Raw genomic sequence first — 20,114 nt, 5'->3', positions numbered from 1 at the left:
TACGGCGCACAATCAGTGCGTGCTCATGGATTGCGTTCCGATCACCCGGAGCAGATCCAGCTTCTCCTGAGTATCCGTCCCGGGCGCGGGGTAATAGACCAGCACCTGCCGGGTGGCGCTCGGCGTCAGCAGCGGTTCACACACGAGCTCGAACATCCCCACCTCGGGATGAATCATGCGCTTCACATGACCGTATCCCGTCGGGACCTCGTGCTCGTTCCACAATTGCTCGAATTCGGCGCTCTCCGCACGCAATCGAGCCACCAGTTCCGTCACATCCGCGTCCCCTGCCCGCCGCGCGGCCGTGGCCCGCAGATCGGCGACATGCTTGCGGCTCATGCCGTCCCAGTCCTCCTGCGGAAATCGCCGGCGCCCATCCGGCCGGGTGAACCACAGCCACGGAATGCACCGGTCCAGCCCCCGAGCCTGCGAGTAATCACCACTCAGCAGTATGTGTATCCGGTTCTGCACCAGCACTTCACCGAGATCGGAGATGACCGCCGCGGGGGTGTCGTCCAATTTCGTCAGCACATGCAGAATGGCTGGGCCGACATGGGTATCCCCGCCGCGGGCCGGCGGCTGCTGGCCCGCCAGGTGATACAGGTGATCCCGCTCGGTGTCGGTGAATCGCAAGGCCCGGGCCAGCGACGCCAGCACCTGGGTGGAAGGCCGCGGTCCCCGGGCCTGCTCGAGCCGCGTGTAGTAGTCGGTCGACATCCCGGCCAGCATGGCCACCTCGTCCCGCCGCAGGCCGGGGGTCCGACGGCGGGCGCCCTGCGACAGCCCCACGGCGGCGGGCTGCAGGCCCTCCCGGCGGCGACGGAGGAAATCTGCCAGTTCTTCGCGGTTCACCCCACCACTCTCCCCCGTCCCCGTCCGGCTATCCAGGTATCGGCGATCCCCCTCACCCGACCGGGAGCGCCCGGCCACGGTAGGGCTGTCCCCGGGGTGCGGTCGGCGGCTACCGCCAGGGCGCGGACGGGCTCCGGCGGGCAACTCTTCTTGCGAGGTTGCAGCTACACGAGAAGAGGGGTACGCGGCGATGGCCGAGAACCGGAAACGGGTCAGTCGACGAGGAGTGCCGGCAATGGCGGCGGTGATCGCGGTCGCCGGGCTCACGGCCTGTCATTCGGCGCCGGCCGCGCCGCGGGACCCGGTGGTCCACGCACTCGAACAGGCGGCGCATCCACTGCGCTCGACCGACCCCGGGGCGGACCCGAGTGATCTGCGGGCGCTCGGCGATATGGTCGGCGAGGCGACGGTGGCCGGATTCGGGGAGGCCACCCACGGCTCCCACGAGTTCTTCACCATGAAGCAGCGGGTTCTCCGATATCTGGTGGAGGAGAAGGGGTTCACCGCCTTCGCACTGGAACTGAGCTGGTCGGCGGGACTGGAGATCGACGACTATCTGCAGACCGGCAAGGGTGATGCCCGGACGATCGCGAAGGACACGCTCACCGGATCACCTTGGGATCGTGAGGAGTTCGTGGATCTCATCCAATGGATGCGGGACTACAACAGCGGGCATCCTGGGCACACCGTGCATTTCGTCGGCGATGACATCGGCGCACCCACCCTGGACGACGAATTCTTCGGCCGGATAACCGATTACGTGCGGCGGAACCATCCGGAAGCGCTGGCGAAGCTCGATGAGCTCTACACCGGATTGCGGCCGATCGACGACGCCATCGCCTATATGAGCGACAAGCCGGCGGCGGAGCGGCAGCGGCTGGCGGCGCAGGCGCAGCAGGCATCGGACCTGATCACCGGCCTGAAGGGGTCCGGCGGGGCCGAGTTCGACCGGGCCGAGCAGAATGCCCGGAACATCGCGCAGACCACCGAATTCCTCACCGTCGACACGAATGATCAAGCCTCGCTGACCACGTCCGAACGCTTCCGCGATCAGGTGATGGCGCAGAACGTCATCTGGTGGCAGCAGCACAACGGCGGCAAGGTCATGCTGTCGGCGCACGATGGCCATGCCGGTTATCTCGCCGGCGACCCCGCCACGTATCCGAAGACGCAGGGCTCGTTCCTGCACGATGCGATGGGCGCGAACTATGTGGCCATCGGGTCGACCTTCGATCGGGGGTCGTTCCTGTCCAAGGACACCGCCCTCGGCGGTCCATGGAAGAAGTTCACCGTGGGCGCCGCGGCGCCCGGCAGCAACGAGTACACGCTCAATCAGGTCGAGTACCCGGACTACTACCTGGATGTGCGCAGCGCGCCGGCCGAGGCGCGCACCTGGCTGGATGCGGCCCGGCCCACGCGGCAGATCGGCACGGAGTTTCCCGTCGAGCCAGAGAATGTCGCCCTCGGCCGTTCCTTCGATGTCGTCGTGCAGCTGCGCGAGGTGCACGAGGCCGAGCAGCGCAAGCCGTGACCGGGCCATCCGGGGGTAGGGATAACCCCACCACGGGCGGTCCGGCCCCCCGGATGGAACGCCGGACGTCTTACCTGGATCGTTGTCGGCATGTTCGATTTCGTACAGGTGCGGCGCGACCTCGTTTACCTGCTGCCCGGCCTCGCCGTCGGACTCGCCAGTTTCATCCCCCTGATCTGCGGATCGCTGCTCGGCCTCGGCACGGTGGTGATCTGGGTCGGGCTCCCGCTGCTGGTTGTCACGCTGGGCCTGGCCAGGGGGTTCGCGGCCATCGAGCGATTCCGGGTGGCCGCGGTCACCGGGCATCCGCTGCCGCCCGCGCGGTACACCGGCGGCAGCGGGCGCGGACTGCAGCGCCTCTGGACGATCCTGAAGGACCGGCAGTACTGGCGCGATCTCGCGCACGGGGTGCTGGTCATGCCGCTGTCGGTGTTCACCTGGAGCATCACGGTGGTGTGGGTGACCGCCGCGGTGGCCGGGACCCTGTACCCGCTCTACGGCTGGGCGATTCCCCAGTACCCCGACAGCAAGGGCCTCTCCGACCTGGTGGGCGTGCACGGCCTGGCCGCCGATATTCTCGCGAATACCCTGCTGGGACTGGTTTTCCTGGCCACCGGGCCGCGCGTGCTGCGCGCCCTCGCCGCGCTGCACACCGGTTTCGCCCGCCTGCTGCTCACCGATGAGACCGCCGCCCTGCGCGAACGGACCGAACACCTCACCGCGAGCCGCAGCGCCGCCGTCCAGGCCGAGGCGCAGACCCTGCGCCGCGTGGAACGCGATATCCACGACGGCCCGCAGCAGCGTCTCGTCCGGTTGACCATGGACCTCGAGGCGGCACGCCGCCGCATGAACGACAATCCCGAGGCCGCAAGAACATTGGTGGACGAGGCGCTCGAGCAGAGCCGGGAGGCCCTCACCGAACTGCGCGCGGTCTCCCGCGGTATCGCGCCGCCGATCCTGATCGATCGCGGACTCCCCGCCGCGCTCACCGCGGCCGCGGCCCGTTGCCCGGTGCCCACCACGCTCGAATGCGATCTGGCCGACGGCCGGCGACTGCCCGAATCCGTCGAGAACGCAGCGTATTTCGTGGTCAGCGAGGCCCTCACCAATGTGGCCAAGCATGCGCGCGCCGACAGTTGCGTCGTCGGCGTCACCACCGATGCGACCGGTCTCTGGCTGCGCGTCACCGATTACGGCGTGGGTGGCGCGCACATCGGGAAGGGGCACGGGCTGGCCGGTCTCGCGGACCGGCTGGCCGGGGTGGACGGCCGGCTCGACGTGCACAGCCCGGCGGGCGGGCCGACGGTGCTGACCGCCGAGATCCCGTTCCCCGGATAGGCTCGCGAGCGTGCGTGTTGTGCTTGCGGAGGATTCGCTGCTGTTGCGTGAGGGTCTGGTCCGGCTGCTCGACGAGGCGGGCGCCACCGTCGTCGAGGCGGTCGGCGACGGCGAGGAACTGATCCGCGCGGTGGTCGAGCACCGCCCCGATATCGCGGTCACCGATGTGCGGATGCCACCGGCGTTCAGCACCGAGGGACTGCGGGCCGCCCTGGAGGCGCGGCGCCTGGTGCCCGGCACCGCGGTACTGGTGCTGTCCCAGTACGTCGAGCAGACCTACGCGTCCGAACTGCTCGCCGAGGCGGGCCTCGGCGGCGTCGGCTACCTGCTCAAGGATCGGATCTCCAAACTGGAGGAACTCGCCGACGCCCTGCACCGGGTGAACGAGGGCGGCACCGTCCTCGACCCCGAGGTGGTCGCCGCCCTGTTCGCCCGCCGGCAACGCGGCCCCCTCGACGAACTCACCCCGCGCGAGCGGGAGGTGCTCGGCCTGATGGCGGAGGGCCGCACCAACCGGGCGATCAGCAAGCACATGGTGGTCACGGAAGGCGCGGTGGAGAAACACATTTCGTCGATCTTCAGCAAGCTGCGCCTGCCGCCCTCCGACGATGACCACCGCCGCGTGCTGGCGGTGGTCACCTGGCTGCAGTCCTAATCGGGGATCGGCGCGTCCAGGGACACGTTGACCCAGCTGGGGGCGCCCGGGTCGAGCCGCACGTGCTCCGGCTTCAGTCCCGAGTCCGCCAGGATGAACAGCGGCGGCAGCCCCTTGGGAAAGTTGCTGGCGTACAGGTCGACTCGCAACCGGTGACCCGGCTGCAGCACGGCCTCGATGGGCGTCAGCGCGATATCGAGGGTGACCGGTACCCCGGGCACGGTCTGCTGCCGCTTGGCGAGGTCCAGGAAGTAGTGCGGCTCGGTGTAATCGCCGTTGGCCGACTTCTTGCTGTTGTCCTCGTCGATCGCGCGCAGGGAGGCGACCAGCTGACCGGTGGCGATCTCACTCGAATTGCCGTCCGGGGACACATCGTTCAGCGTCGCGACCCAGTAGCCGTCGGACGCGTCCTCGACCGCGTTCAAATGCACATCGACCGGCCCCGAGATCGTGGTCGGCTGATTCACCGGGCTGCTGGTGAAGCTCAGGCCGTCGTGCTCCCAGACGCGTGAATCCTTCCCGCACACATCGAGAATGGCGGTGGCGCCGGCGCTGATGCGCGCGGTGTCCCGGCCGCACAGGCTCAGCAGACCGGGCGCCGCCGTGACATCACGGACCCCCGCCTGACGCGGCGTCTGCGCCAACCCACCGTCGAACGCGGAGCCCGGGCTGGTGCCCGAGGAGCTGTCGTCGAGGTACAGGCGGCGGTAAACCGCTTCGGCGCGCGGGAATTCCGGCGCGTCCGTCCAGCCGCCGCCCTGCTGCTCGACCGTCAGCGGCGCGTATTTCTCGATGCCGTTGTCGATTCCGCGCAGCCAGTGGTCGAACCAGGCGCGCTGCAGGACATCCAGCCGCGGCGGCATCCCGGGATGCCCGAAACCGGCCAGGCCGCTACCGAGGTGGTAGCCGTTGCCCATGATCAGCTTCTTCTGTTCCTCGGGCAGCGGAATGGCGCCGAAGGTGTCGGTGGGCGTGCTGCCGAAGATGTCGAACCACGCGCCGATCATGAAGGTCGGCACCTGGATGTTCGCGACGTCGGTCTTCAAGCCTTTGCGGAAGCCCGAATTCGGGTCCACGAGCTGCCGCGTGTACGGGGTCAGCTGATCCGGGGTCAGCGCGGTGTAGCCGTTGGTGACCATGCCGACCAGGGTCAGCGGATCCGCCATCCGGTCCTTCAGCCACTGCAATTGCTCTGCGGGATCGAACTTTCCGACCAGCAGCGAGGTGATGTCGGGAATCATCTTGAGCGCATTGACGCCGAGCAGCCAGGGCACCAGGAAGCCGACGCCGACCGCGCCGCCCGGGCCGGCGATATCGTCGAAGATGTCCGCGCTGCCCTCGTAGGCGAAGACCGCTTTCAGGCCCGGCGGGCGGCGATCGGTGGCCTCCAGCGCGCTGATCGCGGTGAACGAGATGCCCATGGTGCCGACATTGCCGTCGCTCCAGGACTGCTGCGTGATCCAGTCGATGATCTCGGCGGCGTCCTGCTTCTCACGGTCCCCGAAGACCTGCCAGTCGCCCTGGGAGGTGCCGGTGCCGCGAATATCGACCTGCACCAGCGTATATCCGGCCTCGGCGAGCGCCCAGTCCTGAGCGGCGGCCTCCAGGGCGCCCGCATCGGCCTGCCGGGTGAGGTCGAACAGGCCGTCCACTCCGACCCCCGGAAGGTTGAGGGAGCCGACCCAATCCTCCAGCGGCTTCTTGATTCCCAGCCCGTCCGCCGCGCTCAGCACGGCCTGCCCGACCAGGATGGGCAGCTTGCCGTAACCCTGCATCTGCAGGATCACCGGGCGGCGGCCGGGCGCGATGCGGCCGTTCTGCGCGGGATGGATGATGTCGGCCTTGAGGACGGTGCCGTCGTCCATGGTGATCGGGACCGCGAGATCCGGTGCGATGCCGTGGTACGGCTGCGGGCCGTCCACCGCGGCCGTCCAGTTCGCGGCCAGCTCGCCGCCGTCGATGCCGGTGTACCCCCCATGCGGTACAGCGGATGCCGACGGCGCGGCGAAGCCGGCGCACGTCGCGAAGACGACAGCCGCGGTCAAGGCCCGCACCGTACGCCTGCGCATGAATAACCCTGTCTGCATATGTATTTCGCTCTCTACCTGGTACCCCTACCGGCGAGTAGGACTGTAACGTGCACCACACCGAGATAGCAAGATAGCGATGCATCGCCATCGAAGTTGGTTCGGCTAGGCTTGATCCGGTGCGTAGAACCCAGCAGGAACGGCGCGAAGCCACCATCACCAAGCTTTTCGATGCAGCCATCGCGACCATCGACGAACTGGGCTACGCCAAAGCCTCCGCCAGCACCATCACCGCGCGCGCCGGCATGTCCTACGGCGCACTCTTCCGCCACTTCCCCACCATGAGCGACTTCATGGCCGCCGTCGCCCGCGAAACCATGCGCCGGCACAGCGAACTCGTCACCGCACGCTTCCAGGCCCTGACCGGCAGCACCGCCCCCGGCGGCCTCGCAACCCTGCTGACCGCCATGCACGAACTGGTCACCCACCCCACCCGCTACGCCATCCTGGAACTCACCGTCGCCGCCCGCACCGACGAGCAACTCCGTAACGCCATGCGCGCCACCACCGAGGAGGCCGGACTCGCCATCGTCGACACCGCCGACCGCATGGTCGGCTCCGAATTCGCGCTCGGCCCAGCGGAATTCACCAGTCTGGTCTTCCTCGTCCTCGACCTGTTCGACAACGAGGCCATCCAGCACCCGCTGCGCGTACTGCACCCCGAGATCTACGACCACCGCCTCCCACTGCTGCTCCGCATGGTCGAACCACTGCTAGCCAGGGATCGCCGATCCCTGGATACCCCGTCCTCTCCCGCGCTGCCGGACGGGCGCGCAGAGTTACAGGCATGACGAAGAACCTCAGCACAGTGCAGCTCGGCAAGACCGGTCCCGTCACCGCCCGCATCGGCCTCGGCGCCATGGGCATGTCCGGCATGTACGGACAGTCCGACGAGGCCACCTCGATCGCCACCATCCACGCGGCCCTCGACTCCGGCGCCAACCTCATCGACACCGGCGACTTCTACGGCATGGGCCACAACGAAATGCTCATCCGGCAGGCGCTGGCCGACCGCAAGCGGGAAGACGTCCTGCTCAGCGTGAAATACGGCGCGCTGCGCGGCCCCGACAACAGCTTCGGCGGCAACGACACCCGCCCGGCCGCCACCAAGAACTTCCTGGCCTACTCACTGCAGCGACTGGGCACCGACTACATCGACATCTACCGCCCCGCGCGACTGGATCCGAACGTGCCCATCGAGGAGACCATCGGCGGCCTCGCCGAACTGGTCCAGGCCGGCTACATCCGGCACATCGGTCTCTCCGAGATCGGCGCCGGCACGCTGCGCCGCGCCGCCGCCGTGCACCCGATCGTGGACCTGCAGATCGAATACTCGCTCATCTCCCGCGGCATCGAAGCCGAAATCCTGTCCACCGCACGGGAACTCGGCGTCGGCATCACCGCCTACGGCGTGCTGTCCCGCGGCCTGCTCAGCGATTCCGTGAAGGCCGGACAGCAGTTCGCGCCCGGCGACTTCCGGGCGCACTCGCCGCGCTTCCAGGGCGAGAACCTCACCGCCAACCTGCAACTGGTCGACGCGCTCGCCAAGCTGGCGGCCGACCACCAGGTCAGCGTCGCACAGCTCGCCATCGCCTGGGTGCTGAGCCGCGGCGAGGACATCGTGCCGATCATCGGATCCCGCCGTCCCGAGCGGTGGGCCGAAGCCGTCGCCGCGCTGGACATCGAACTGTCCGAGACCGAACTGGCCGCCATCGAGGCCGCCGCACCGGCCGACCGGGTCGCCGGCACCCGCTACGCCACCGCGATGATGGCCGGACTCGACAGCGAGCGCTGACCACACCCTCCGGAAGGGGATCCCGGCTGCGGCCGGGATCCCCTTCGGCCGTTCACTTCCGGCGCGGGCGGATGACGGCGGTGAATGCGGCTGCCGCCACGGCCTTTCCGGTGCTGTCGGTGATCGATACCGGCACCTCGAGCTCGATTTCCTTGCGCGCCTGGATATTCGCGCGCGTCTCGGCGAGCGTCTCCGCGGTCAGCTCCGAGGTGGCGGTGAAGGGACCCGCTTCACCCTTGGCGCGGGCCAGGTATTCGATGCGACCGTCGCGCGCGACGATGAAGGTCTCGCCGAGCAGGTCGACGATGCCGGAGATGGAGGCGCCCATGGCGGCGGTCTCCGCGAGCCCGAAGAGCAGGGCGGCGTGGATGTCGCCATTGTGGTTGAAGTGTTCCGGGCGGGCGGCCATGCGGACCACATTGCGGCCCGGCGCGTAGTCGACTCCCTCGATTCCGGTGAACTGGATGAAGCCGAGCTTCTGGAAGCCCGCCATCACCTGCTCGCCCATGGTGGCGCTGTCCATCGCATCTCCTGCCGGTATTGAAACGTGTTCTAATTTCATACCAGGCAATGCGGTCAGCCGACGAGCGGCGGCGCCAATCCCAGGATCTCGGCCGTGCGATTCATCGTCCCCCGGGCCAGCCCGGGCTCCTTGCCCAGACTGACGCCCAGCGTCGGCATGAGCTGCCGCAACCGCGGCTCCCACAGCTGGTGATAGCGCGGGAAGCAGCGATCCAGCACCTGCAACAGAATCGCGGGCGCGGTCGACGCGCCCGGTGACGCACCCAGCACCGCCGCGATCGAACCATCGTGCGAGGACACGACTTCCGTCCCGAACTGCAGCACGCCGCCGTGCTCGAGATCGGACTTGACGAGCTGCGCCAGCTGACCCGCGCCCACCAGCGTCCAGTCGTCCGACTCGGCGCCCGGGGCGAACTCGCGCAGACTCGCCAGCTTGCGCTTCCGGGTCGAGGTGACCTGCGAGGCCAGCATCCGCACCAGCTCGCCATTGTTCTTCAGCACACCGGCCACCGGCTGCAGATTGTGCGGGTTCAAGGCCGCGGTGGCGTCGAACAGCGAACCCTTGTTCAGGAAACGGGGATTCGCGCCCGCGAACGGCCCGAACAGCAGCGCCCGCTTGCCGTCGACGACGCGAGTGTCCAAGTGCGGCATGGAGATCGGCGGCGCCCCGGCCGGCGCGCGACCGTACACCTTGGCGTCGTGCCGGGCCACGATCTCCGGAACATCGCACCGCAGGAACCGCGCGCTCACCGGCAGCAGACCGTACCCGCGCGCCTCCGGAATCCCCGCCTTCTGCAACAGTTTCAACGCCCAGCCACCCGCGCCCGCGAACACGAAGCGCGCGTCCACCTTCCGGGTGAGGTGATCGTTGCCGGTGTTCCAGTCCACCTTCAATTGCCAGGTGCCGTCATTGTTGCGGCGCATCCCGCGCACCTCGCAGTTGCGATGGATCTCGACATCCCGCGAGCGCAGATAATGGAACAGTTGCTGGGTCAGCTCACCGAAATCGACATCGCTGCCGGTGATATCGCGAGTGGCGGCAATCGGTTCCGCCCCTTCGCGTCCCGCCGTGAGCAGCGGCGCCCACTCGCCGATGGTCGCCGGATCGTCGCTGAACCGCATGGAGGCGAAAAGCGGATGCGCGGACATGGCCTCGAATCGGCGGCGCAGGAAATCCACCTCGGCCGCACCGCGCGCGAAGGTCATGTGCGGCACCGGATTCACGAAAGTATCCGGCTTCCCGAGGATCCGCTCCTCCACCAGCGCGGCCCAGAATTCCCGCGTCAACCGGAATTGCTCGCCGACCTCGACCGCCGCGCCGATATCGATACCGCCGCCCGGATTCGCGATCGTATAGTCCGGTTCACACAGTCCCGCATGGCCGGTACCGGAATTGTGCCAGGCCGCGGAGGCCTCGGCCCCCACCTGTGGCAGGCGCTCGAACACCGCGATCGACCAGCTCGGTTCCAGATGCTGCAGCAGCATTCCGAGCGTGGCGCTCATGATGCCGCCGCCGACCAGCGCCACATCGTAGGGACGCAGCGCCGCGGGTGTTCTGATGGTCATGACGTGGAGACCCCCATAGGACTCGTACAGCTAGGGGCACGCTAGCACCGAGCCAAATCCGTCGCCGCGCGAGCGCTAACGCTGCCGGGCGCGATACGCGGCCACGGCATTGCGATTACCGCAGGCGATGCTGCAGTACCGGCGGGAACGATTGCGGGACAGGTCCAGGACTATCCCGTCACAGGTTTCGTCGGCGCAGATGGAGAGGCGGGACAACTCGTCCGCGCGAATGAGGTCGATCATCGCCATCGCGGTTTCCACGGCCATCCGGACATCCAGCGGAGCATCGGCTGGCACGGCGTGGATGTGGTAGTCGAGGTCGTCGTGGCGGACCAGACGGGGGACGGCGCGATGCGCGGCGAGGATGTCGTTCACGAGGATGACGGCGGTGTCGCGGTCGCTGGTGAGCAGGCGCCGCAGCGGCGCGCGCTGGGCCCGGACGGCGGCCAGTTCGGCGGCCGTGCGGGTGTGGGCGCCGGTGTAGGCGTGCTTGGCGAAGAAGGCGTCGAGCTGGGCGATCTCGGTCATGGTGTCCGGGTCCTCGGCGGAATTCACCAGGTCTGCCGCCGCGGCCAGCGCGGCGCTCGTGTCATCAGCGAAAAGCACGTTGACATATTACACACGCACACCCTAGCGTCATTAACCATGGCGGCTTTGACTAATGACATGGCGGTGGCGCATCGGAGCCGGCTGCGCTCGGGACTCCTGGTGGCGGCGCTCTCGGCGGCGTCCTTCGGCCTGTCCGGATCGCTCGCCCGCGGACTCATGAACGCGGGCTGGAGCCCCGCCTCGGTGGTGATCGTGCGCGTCCTGCTCGGCGCCGTCGTGCTACTGCCCGCGGCCGTCATCCAATTACGCGGCGACTGGAAACTCTTGCGGCGCAATGCCGGACTCTTCGCCGGATACGGACTGCTCGCCGTCGCCGGCGCGCAACTCGCGTATTTCAATGCGGTCGACCACATGGCGGTCGGCGCCGCCCTGCTCATCGAATACACCGCACCCATCGCGGTGGTGCTCTATTTCTGGCTGCGGCACAGCCAGCGGCCCACCCGCGCAACCGTTCTCGGCGCCGTCATCGGCATCGCCGGACTGGTTCTGGTACTCGACCTGAGATCCGGTGTCAGCACCAGCTGGATCGGCATCGCCTGGGCCCTGGGCGCAATGGTCGGCGCGGCAGGATATTTCGTACTGTCCACACACGGCGGGGATGCCGTGCCCGGCACCGTGCTCGCCACCGGCGGACTGCTCATCGGCGGATTCGGCATTCTGCTGGCCGGACTCATCGGCATCGTGCCCCTGCACGCCACCACGAGATCCGTGGCATTCGAGGGATTCACGACGCAATGGTGGACACCGCTGCTCGCACTGGGCGTCATCACCGCCGCGATTTCCTACGTGACCGGAATTGCCGCGACGCGTTTGCTCGGCTCCCGGCTCGCCTCCTTCGCCGCGCTCACCGAGGTGCTGGCCGCGATCGTGTTCGCCTGGCTGCTGCTCGGCGAAACTCCGCATCCCGTTCAATTCGCGGGCGGCGCACTGATTCTCGCCGGCGTGGTGATCGTGCGGCTCGGCGAACCGCGACCGACCGGCGATGTAGCTGTGAGTTTGTCCTGAATGCGTCACCAGGGTTCCGGTAATGATTAGGTAACGGTAGGTTCATTCCGAGTCGGGGTCCGCAGACGCGAAAGAACTTTGAATGGGTATCACCAAAATCCTTGCACCAGTGCTGCTCTGCGCGACGGTCATCGCCGCCGCCGGAAACGCGGTCGCCGATCCGGCGCCGGCTCCCGCACCGGAGCCGCAGCCTGCGCTGCAAGTGAAGGGCACCGACCACAATGTGGCGTACCAGGTGGCTCTCTCCGACGACAAGCGCGCCGCCGTCAGCACCCTGCAGACCGGGCGCTTCATCGCCAGCTGGGACGGCGACGCGGTCGTCGTCACCGACGACAACGGCATCCTGGTCGGCACCGTCCCGCTGAAGTACGACATCGCGGGCAAGACCCTCGAGGTCACCCCCAAGATCGAGGACGACAACCGCAAGCTCACCCTCACCCCGGTCGCCGAATCCGCGACCCCGCTGCGCGATATCGACGCCCAGCAGCAGTTCTTCGACGTCGTCCAGGCCAATATGCCGGCCGTCGCCACCGGCGCGGTCATCGGCGGCGCCATCGGCTTCATCCTCGGCTTCCCGGCGGGCCTGTTCGTGCTCGACTTCATCACCGCGCCGCTCATGGGCATCGCCGGCGCGCTGATCGGCGGCGCCATCGGCCTGCAGGCCTCCGGCGGGCAGCCGGCCATCGAGGCGGCGCTGCAGTACGCCAACACCATCGTGCCCAACGCCTCGCAGGCGCTGGCCCCGGTCTTCGGCGTCCCGCAGCCGGACCCGTCTACCAACTGATTCTTCGCTCGAAAGACGTTCGGCCCCGGCTCCTTTCGGAGCCGGGGCCGTTGCTTTCCCACCGGTCGCGAACTCGGGGTCTTGCGGTCTCCGCGAGAGTGAGTGTACAGTCACTCACATGGCACGACGCGGAATAGCACTGTCCACCTCGGACGCCCGGCGCGAAGCCGTCGTCGACTCGGCGATCACCGAATTCGCCCGCACCGGATACCACGGCACACCGATCAACACGGTCGCGGCGAACGCGGGCATCTCCCCCGCCTACGTGTTCAAGCTCTTCCCCAGCAAGGTCGAACTGTTCGTGGCCGCCCTGGACCGCTGCTTCGAACTCGTCGAGCAGGCCATGGCCACCGGCGCCGCCTGCGCCACCGGCACCGATCCCGAGGCCGTCCTCCACGAAATGGGCGGCGCCTACGCCGAACTCATCACCGACAAACGACTGCTCATGCTGCAGGTGCACGCGCAGTCCGCCACCGACATCCCCGCCATCGCCGACGCGGTCCGCGACGGGCTCGCCCGCATCACCACCTACGCGAAGACCCGATCCGGCGCACCGGACGACCGGGTGCAGAACTTCATCGCCTACGGGCAGCTCTGCCACCTCATCACCACCCTCGAACTCGACGGCCACGACAGCCCGTGGGCCGCCATCCTCACCGCCGGCATCCGGCACCCGCACGCCCACGACCTTCCGGTCACCAAGTAGCCGGCCATCCGGCGAATACACCGGCCCCGACCCCGGGGCTTTTTCTTCAACCTTCGGGTGATTGACCAGTCACTCACGGCAGATCGACAACGGAAGCGAGCAAGACCATGAACACCACCGCCGCCAAGACCACCACCGCCCGCGAGATCGTCCTCCCCGGCCGCGTCGAGCCCCGCGACCTGCAGGTCACCCACCGCGAACTGCCGCCGCCCGCCGCCGGGCAGGCCCTGGTCCGGGTGGACGCCACCGGCGTCTCCTTCGCCGAACAGCAGATGCGGCGCGGCAAGTACTTCGACCAGCCGCCCTTCCCCTTCGTCCCCGGCTACGACCTCGTCGGCACGGTCGAGTCCATCGGCGCGGGCGTCGATCCGGCGCTCGCCGGCCGCCGCATCGCCGCCCTCACCAAGACGGGCGGCTGGAGCAGCCACGTGCTGCTGCCCGCCGACAGCCTGGTGCCGGTTCCCACCGCCCTCGACCCGGCCGAAGCCGAGACCTTCGTCGTCAACGGCATCACCGCCTGGCAGATGCTGCACCGCTTCGCGAAAATCCGTGCCGGACAGACCATCCTGGTGCACGGCGCCAACGGCGGCGTCGGCTCCACCCTGGTCCAGCTGGCCCGCGTCGCCGGCGTCCGGGTGATCGGCAGCGCCTCCGCCCGCAATGCCGACGCCGTCCGCGCCCTCGGCGCCCTGCCCATCGACTACCGCGGCGATATCACCGCACAGGTCCGCGCCCTCAGCCCCGGCGGCGTGGACGCCGTCTTCGACCACGTCGGCGGGCCTGGCATCATCGACTCCTTCAAGCTGCTGGCCCCGGGCGGCACGCTCGTCGCCTACGGCAGCGCCGCCACCAAGGACGACGAAGGCAACTCCCGCCTCCCCGTCCTCGCCCTCTTCGCGCGCCTCATGCTGTGGAACCTGCTGCCCAACAAGCGGAATGCCCACTTCTACAACATCTGGACCGGCGCCCGCCGCCGCGCCCGCTTCCTGAACCGCCAGGCCGAAGACCTCGGCGCGGTGCTCGAACTCGCCGCCGACGGCAACCTGCACCCGCAGGTCGCCGCCCGATTCCCCTTGAGCCAGGCGAGCTCCGCGCTCGAACTCGCCGAATCCCACACCGTCACAGGCAAAGTCGTCCTCGTCGCCGACGAGAACTGATCACTCCATGAACGACGCCGACCTGACCGGCATGGTGGTATCCAGGTGATACCACTGTGCCGTCATATCGGTTTCCAGGGCCAGCCGCAGCGTATGCCCGCTCGCCGGTCCGTCCGTAATCGTCCACAGCTCATTGGGATACCCGATCGCCGTGGACACACTGCCATCCGACCAGGTGATCCGCGCGGAAGCATTGTCGATGGTGATCCACGGTTCCTCCGCCGTGAAATGACCCGAAACGATCCCCGGCAACAGCGGACTCGCGCAATCCCACAGATCCGTCTCGCGGTGAATCCCTTGTCCCGCACTGCCCGTCCCCGGCACCATCTGCGCCGTCAGCAGTCCCCCGCGCGCACATCCACCCAACTCCGGTGAATCCGCCTGAGCCACAACCGGAACCGACAGCACCACCCCGCACACCGCCGCCACCAACGCCCCACGCCGAACAGTCACGCCAACTCCTCCCCATATCGAAAAGCAGTCAAAACGTTCCGACCAGCATAAACCCCCGTAAACGAGTCCGGCCCCCGCTCCGAGAAGGAGCGGGGGCCGGATTGTTCTGGCTTACCTATTGCCTCAGCGGTAGTCGCTGAAGCCGTAGTCGTCCAGCGGCACCGCGGCGCCGGTGGAAGTGCCGAAGCCGTCCGGGCTGTAGTAGCTGTCGTCGTAGGACGGGACAGCGTACGCGGCCTGACGTGCTTCCTCGGTGGGCTGCACCTGGATGTTGCGGTAACGGTTGATACCGGTACCGGCCGGGATCAGCTTGCCGATGATCACGTTCTCCTTCAAGCCGATCAGCTTGTCGGAGCGGCAGTTGATCGCGGCATCCGTGAGCACGCGGGTGGTCTCCTGGAAGGAGGCCGCCGACAGCCACGAATCCGTCGCCAGCGACGCCTTGGTGATACCCATCAGCACCGGGCGACCCGAGGCGGGCTCCCCACCCTCCGCGACCACGCGGCGGTTGGAGGACTCGAACTCGGCGCGCTCCACCAGCGAACCCGGGAGGAACTCGGTCGCACCCGAATCGATGATGGTGACGCGGCGCAGCATCTGGCGGACGATCACCTCGATGTGCTTGTCGTGGATGGACACACCCTGCGAGCGGTACACCTCCTGGACCTCGTGGACCAGGTGGATCTGCACCTGACGCGGACCCATCACGCGGAGCACCTCGTGCGGATCGGCCGAGCCCTCGAGGAGCTGCTGACCGACCTCGACGTGGTCACCGTCGGCGAGCAGACGCTCGGAGCCGTCGTCGTGCTTGAACACCCGCAGACGCTGACGCTTCGACAGCTTGTCGTACACGACCTCGTCCGAACCGTCGTCCGGAATGATCGTGATCTTGTAGAAGCGATCGTCGTCCTCCAGCCGGATCCGGCCGGAGACCTCCGCGATGGGCGCCTTGCCCTTGGGCACACGAGCCTCGAAGAGCTCCTGCACTCGGGGCAGACCACCCGTGATGTCATCACCCGCGACACCACCCTGGTGGAAGGTACGCATGGTCAGCTGGGTACCGGGCTCACCGATGGACTGCGCGGCGACGATACCGACGGCCTCACCGATGTCCACCAGCTTGCCGGTCGCCATCGAGCGGCCGTAGCAGGTGGCACACACGCCGGTGCCGGTGGTGCAGGTCAGCACGGAACGAACCTTCACCTCCGTGATGCCGGCGTCGAGCAGCGCCTCCAGGGCGGGATCGCCCAGGTCGTGACCCTTCTCGACAATGACATTGCCCTTGGCGTCGACCGCGTCGGTGGCCAGCGTACGAGCGTACGTGCTGGTCTCCACGTGGGCGTCCCGGATCAGCGTGCCATCGGCCTGCTTCTCCGCGATCGGCACCACGATGCCGCGCTCGGTGCCACAGTCGGTCTCGCGCACGATGACGTCCTGCGACACGTCCACCAGACGACGGGTCAGGTAACCCGAGTCCGCGGTACGAAGCGCGGTGTCGGCCAGACCCTTTCGCGCACCGTGGGTGTTGATGAAGTACTCGAGAACGGTCAGGCCCTCACGGAACGAGGACTTGATCGGCCGCGGGATGAACTCACCCTTCGGGTTGGTAACCAGGCCCTTCATACCCGCGAGGGTACGAGTCTGGGTGAAGTTACCGGTCGCGCCCGAGTCGACGATCGTGATGATCGGGTTGTCGGCCGGGTAGTGCGCGCGCAGCGCCTTACCGACCTCTTCGGTCGCTTCCTGCCAGATCTTGACCAGGGCGTTGTTACGCTCCTGGTGATCGAGCGCACCACGCTGGTACTTCTTCTCGATCTGATCCGACTGCGCCTCGTAGCGCTCCATGATCTCCGCCTTCTCCGGCGGAACGAGCACGTCCGACATCGAGACGGTGACACCGGACCGGGTGGCCCAGTAGAAGCCGGCATCCTTCAGCTTGTCGACGGTCTGCGCGACCACGATCATCGGGTACCGCTCGGCGAGATCGTTGATGATCGCCGCCTGACGCTTCTTCGGCATCGGCTCGTCGATGAACGCGTAGTCCGCCGGGAGCAGATCGTTGAAGATGACACGGCCCAGCGTGGTCTTGGTGAGCCACGCGTCGCCGCGCTGCCAGCCGTTCGGGAACAGCTCGGTCTCGACATCCCGCGGCGGGCGCTGCTCGGTCAGACGCATCTTGATCAGCGAACGCACGGTCAGCTCACCACGATCGACCGCCATCTGCGCCTCGGCGGGCGAGGAGTAGACGCCGAACTCGGCCTCGTCCTTACCGGCCGCGCGGTACTGGCCCTTCGCCTTCTCGTCCAGACGGGTCAGGTAGTACAGACCCGTCACCATGTCCAGACGCGGCATGGCGAGCGGACGACCCGACGCCGGCGACAGGATGTTGTTCGAGGACAGCATCAGGATGCGGGCCTCGGCCTGCGCCTCCGCCGACAGCGGGAGGTGCACGGCCATCTGGTCACCGTCGAAGTCGGCGTTGAACGCCTCACACACGAGCGGGTGCAGCTGGATGGCCTTACCTTCGACCAGCAGCGGCTCGAAGGCCTGGATACCCAGGCGGTGCAGGGTGGGCGCACGGTTCAGCAGCACCGGGTGCTCGGCGATGACCTCTTCGAGGACATCCCACACCTGGGGACGCTGACGCTCGACCATCCGCTTGGCGGACTTGATGTTCTGCGCGTGGTTGAGATCCACCAGACGCTTCATGACGAACGGCTTGAACAGCTCGAGCGCCATCAGCTTCGGCAGACCACACTGGTGCAGCTTCAGCTGCGGACCGACCACGATGACCGAACGACCCGAGTAGTCGACACGCTTACCGAGCAGGTTCTGACGGAAACGACCCTGCTTGCCCTTGAGCAGATCGCTCAGCGACTTCAGCGGGCGGTTACCCGGACCGGTGACCGGACGGCCACGACGACCGTTGTCGAACAGCGCGTCCACCGACTCCTGCAGCATGCGCTTCTCGTTGTTCACGATGATCTCGGGCGCACCCAGATCGATCAGTCGCTTCAAACGGTTGTTGCGGTTGATCACGCGGCGGTACAGGTCGTTCAGGTCGGAGGTCGCGAAGCGGCCACCGTCCAGCTGCACCATCGGGCGCAGCTCCGGCGGGATCACCGGCACGGCGTCGAGGACCATGCCCATCGGCGAGTTGCCGTTGGTCTGGAACGCGGCGACGACCTTCAGACGCTTCAGCGCGCGAAGCTTCTTCTGGCCCTTGCCCGTACGAATGGTCTCGCGCAGGTTCTCGGCCTCGGCCGGGATGTCGAACTGCTCCATGAGCTTCTGGATCGCCTCGGCGCCCATCGCTCCGGTGAAGTACTCGCCGTAGCGGTCCTGCAGCTCGCGGTACAGCACCTCGTCCACGATCAGCTGCTTGATCGACAGCTTGGTGAAGGTGGTCCAGATCTCGTCGAGCCGGTCCAGCTCGCGCTGGGCCCGGTCGCGCAGCTGACGCATCTCGCGCTCGCCGCCGTCCTTGACCTTGCGGCGCACGTCGGACTTGGCGCCCTCCGCCTCCAGCTCGGCCATATCGGCTTCCAGCTTCTGGGCGCGGGCCTCGAGGTCGGCGTCGCGCTGATCCGCGACCGACTTCTTCTCGACCTCCATCTCCGCCTCGAGCGTGGACAGCTCGTTGTGACGCAGCTCGTCGTCGACACCGACGATCACGTACGCGGCGAAGTAGATGATCTTCTCGAGATCCTTCGGCGCCAGGTCCAGCAGGTAGCCCAGACGCGACGGCACACCCTTGAAGTACCAGATGTGCGTGACCGGGGCGGCCAGCTCGATATGACCCATGCGCTCACGACGCACCTTGGCGCGAGTCACCTCGACGCCACAGCGCTCGCAGATGATGCCCTTGAAGCGGACGCGCTTGTACTTACCGCAGTAGCACTCCCAGTCCCGGGTGGGACCGAAGATCTTCTCGCAGAACAAGCCGTCCTTCTCCGGCTTGAGCGTGCGGTAGTTGATGGTCTCCGGCTTCTTGACCTCGCCAAACGACCAGTTGCGAATGTCTTCGGCGGTCGCCAGGCCGATCCGGAGTTCATCGAAGAAGTTGACGTCTAGCACGTAACTTCCTTTCCCCTGTTCGGGTTGAGTATGAGCAAAAGTTCGCTAAATCCGCTCGTAGCGACTGCTTGCAGGTCGCTCGAAACGGTCCGCCCGGGAAGGCAATTCGAAAGATGAACGGCCTTCCCGGACCGATCGCTCTTACTGCGCCAGGTCGTCGACCGTCGCAGCCTCGTTGCGGGACAGGTTGATACCCAGGTTCGCCGCGGCGCGCTCCAGGTCCTCGTCGTCGCCGTCGCGCATCTCGATGGCGGCGCCGTCCGAGGACAGCACCTCCACGTTGAGGCACAGCGACTGGAGTTCCTTCAAGAGCACCTTGAACGACTCCGGAATACCGGGCTCCGGAATGTTCTCGCCCTTGACGATCGCCTCGTACACCTTCACGCGGCCCACCACGTCATCGGACTTGATGGTGAGCAGCTCCTGCAGCGTGTACGCCGCGCCGTAGGCCTGCATGGCCCAGCACTCCATCTCACCGAAACGCTGACCACCGAACTGCGCCTTACCACCCAGCGGCTGCTGCGTGATCATCGAGTACGGACCGGTCGAACGCGCGTGGATCTTGTCGTCCACCAGGTGGTGCAGCTTCAGGATGTACATGTAGCCGACCGCGACCGGGTACGGGAACGGCTCGCCGGAGCGGCCGTCCAGCAGGATCGCCTTGCCGTCGTCGTTGATCATCTTCTCGCCGTCGCGGTTCGGCAGAGTCGAACCGAGCAGGCCGGTCAGCTCTTCCTCACGCGCACCGTCGAACACCGGGGTGGCGATGTTCGTGTCGGCGGGCTGGCCGATCATTTCCTCGGGCAGGGCCTTCGCCCAATCCGGGGTCCCTTCGACCTGCCAGCCGGTCTTGGCGATGTAACCCAGGTGGGTTTCCAGCACCTGACCGATGTTCATACGACGCGGCACACCGTGGGTGTTCAGGATGATGTCGACCGGAGTGCCGTCCGGCAGGAACGGCATGTCCTCCACGGGCA

At 67.3% G+C, this 20,114-nt stretch carries 16 protein-coding genes and 1 pseudogene; 9 read left to right on the top strand and 8 right to left on the bottom strand.

Translation table 11 applies throughout. The features are described 5' to 3' along the window. Positions 1-12 precede the first annotated feature (12 nt). The gene (locus ACH438_RS44585) at positions 13-852 is read right to left on the bottom strand and encodes a helix-turn-helix transcriptional regulator (protein WP_397017070.1); all 840 of its coding nucleotides are present in this window, start codon (positions 850-852) and stop codon (positions 13-15) included. A 235-nt stretch (positions 853-1,087) separates the two neighbouring features. Here ACH438_RS44585 and ACH438_RS44580 point away from each other — a divergent pair, with 235 nt between their 5' ends. The 3 genes from ACH438_RS44580 to ACH438_RS44570 all read left to right on the top strand — a co-directional run bounded on the left by ACH438_RS44580 (position 1,088) and on the right by ACH438_RS44570 (position 4,376). Then, a complete protein-coding gene (locus ACH438_RS44580; protein WP_397017068.1) occupies positions 1,088-2,383 on the top strand; it encodes an erythromycin esterase family protein in 1,296 nt (431 codons plus the stop codon). 90 nt (positions 2,384-2,473) lie between these two features. After that, the gene (locus ACH438_RS44575; RefSeq protein WP_397017066.1) at positions 2,474-3,721 is read left to right on the top strand and encodes a sensor histidine kinase; all 1,248 of its coding nucleotides are present in this window, start codon (positions 2,474-2,476) and stop codon (positions 3,719-3,721) included. A 10-nt stretch (positions 3,722-3,731) separates the two neighbouring features. Continuing rightward, entirely contained in the window at positions 3,732-4,376 is a 645-nt protein-coding gene (locus ACH438_RS44570; protein ID WP_397017064.1) for a response regulator, read from the top strand. On the opposite strand, the gene ACH438_RS44565 is transcribed toward ACH438_RS44570, so the two are convergent. Further along, positions 4,373-6,430 carry a CocE/NonD family hydrolase gene (locus ACH438_RS44565; protein ID WP_397017155.1) on the bottom strand — a complete coding sequence of 686 codons (2,058 nt, stop codon included), beginning with the start codon at positions 6,428-6,430 and terminating at the stop codon, positions 4,373-4,375. The genes ACH438_RS44570 and ACH438_RS44565 overlap by 4 nt on opposite strands. 152 nt (positions 6,431-6,582) lie before the next feature. Between ACH438_RS44565 and ACH438_RS44560 the strand changes: the two genes are divergently transcribed. Both ACH438_RS44560 and ACH438_RS44555 read left to right on the top strand, forming a co-directional pair. Continuing rightward, positions 6,583-7,254, top strand: a complete 672-nt coding sequence (locus ACH438_RS44560; protein WP_397017062.1) for a TetR/AcrR family transcriptional regulator — start codon at positions 6,583-6,585, stop codon at positions 7,252-7,254. Continuing rightward, entirely contained in the window at positions 7,251-8,258 is a 1,008-nt protein-coding gene (locus tag ACH438_RS44555; protein ID WP_397017060.1) for an aldo/keto reductase, read from the top strand. The genes ACH438_RS44560 and ACH438_RS44555 overlap by 4 nt, the downstream gene beginning before the upstream one ends. Before the next feature lie 52 nt (positions 8,259-8,310). Here the strand turns inward: ACH438_RS44555 and ACH438_RS44550 are convergent, their stop codons facing one another. From ACH438_RS44550 to ACH438_RS44540, 3 genes are all read right to left on the bottom strand, one after another. Further along, positions 8,311-8,781 carry a PaaI family thioesterase gene (locus ACH438_RS44550; protein WP_397017058.1) on the bottom strand — a complete coding sequence of 157 codons (471 nt, stop codon included), beginning with the start codon at positions 8,779-8,781 and terminating at the stop codon, positions 8,311-8,313. A gap of 53 nt (positions 8,782-8,834) precedes the next feature. Beyond that, complete coding sequence (gene mqo / locus ACH438_RS44545) at positions 8,835-10,346, bottom strand: malate dehydrogenase (quinone) (RefSeq protein WP_397017056.1); 1,512 nt, start codon at positions 10,344-10,346, stop codon at positions 8,835-8,837. 75 nt (positions 10,347-10,421) lie between these two features. Continuing rightward, positions 10,422-10,952, bottom strand: coding sequence for a CGNR zinc finger domain-containing protein (locus ACH438_RS44540; RefSeq protein ID WP_397017054.1), 531 nt, complete (start codon positions 10,950-10,952; stop codon positions 10,422-10,424). A 39-nt stretch (positions 10,953-10,991) separates the two neighbouring features. On the opposite strand from ACH438_RS44540, the gene ACH438_RS44535 reads away from it, so the two are divergent. The 4 genes from ACH438_RS44535 to ACH438_RS44520 all read left to right on the top strand — a co-directional run bounded on the left by ACH438_RS44535 (position 10,992) and on the right by ACH438_RS44520 (position 14,607). Next, the gene (locus ACH438_RS44535) at positions 10,992-11,960 is read left to right on the top strand and encodes an EamA family transporter (protein WP_397017052.1); all 969 of its coding nucleotides are present in this window, start codon (positions 10,992-10,994) and stop codon (positions 11,958-11,960) included. Between the two features lie 82 nt (positions 11,961-12,042). Continuing rightward, positions 12,043-12,744 carry a hypothetical protein gene (locus tag ACH438_RS44530; RefSeq protein ID WP_397017050.1) on the top strand — a complete coding sequence of 234 codons (702 nt, stop codon included), beginning with the start codon at positions 12,043-12,045 and terminating at the stop codon, positions 12,742-12,744. A 118-nt stretch (positions 12,745-12,862) separates the two neighbouring features. Further along, positions 12,863-13,450 carry a TetR/AcrR family transcriptional regulator gene (locus tag ACH438_RS44525; protein WP_397017048.1) on the top strand — a complete coding sequence of 196 codons (588 nt, stop codon included), beginning with the start codon at positions 12,863-12,865 and terminating at the stop codon, positions 13,448-13,450. 107 nt (positions 13,451-13,557) lie between these two features. Next, the gene (locus tag ACH438_RS44520; protein ID WP_397017046.1) at positions 13,558-14,607 is read left to right on the top strand and encodes a medium chain dehydrogenase/reductase family protein; all 1,050 of its coding nucleotides are present in this window, start codon (positions 13,558-13,560) and stop codon (positions 14,605-14,607) included. On the opposite strand, the gene ACH438_RS44515 is transcribed toward ACH438_RS44520, so the two are convergent. From ACH438_RS44515 to ACH438_RS44505, 3 genes and pseudogenes are all read right to left on the bottom strand, one after another. Beyond that, entirely contained in the window at positions 14,608-15,060 is a 453-nt protein-coding gene (locus tag ACH438_RS44515) for a hypothetical protein (protein WP_397017044.1), read from the bottom strand. Between the two features lie 123 nt (positions 15,061-15,183). After that, complete coding sequence (locus ACH438_RS44510) at positions 15,184-19,137, bottom strand: DNA-directed RNA polymerase subunit beta' (RefSeq protein ID WP_397017042.1); 3,954 nt, start codon at positions 19,135-19,137, stop codon at positions 15,184-15,186. A 141-nt stretch (positions 19,138-19,278) separates the two neighbouring features. Continuing rightward, positions 19,279-20,114: pseudogene (locus tag ACH438_RS44505) on the bottom strand (DNA-directed RNA polymerase subunit beta); the annotation flags it as partial.

This window comes from Nocardia sp. NPDC020380, assembly GCF_044386975.1.
Lineage (GTDB): Bacteria > Actinomycetota > Actinomycetes > Mycobacteriales > Mycobacteriaceae > Nocardia.
This window is presented reverse-complemented; position numbering and strand designations above follow the sequence as displayed.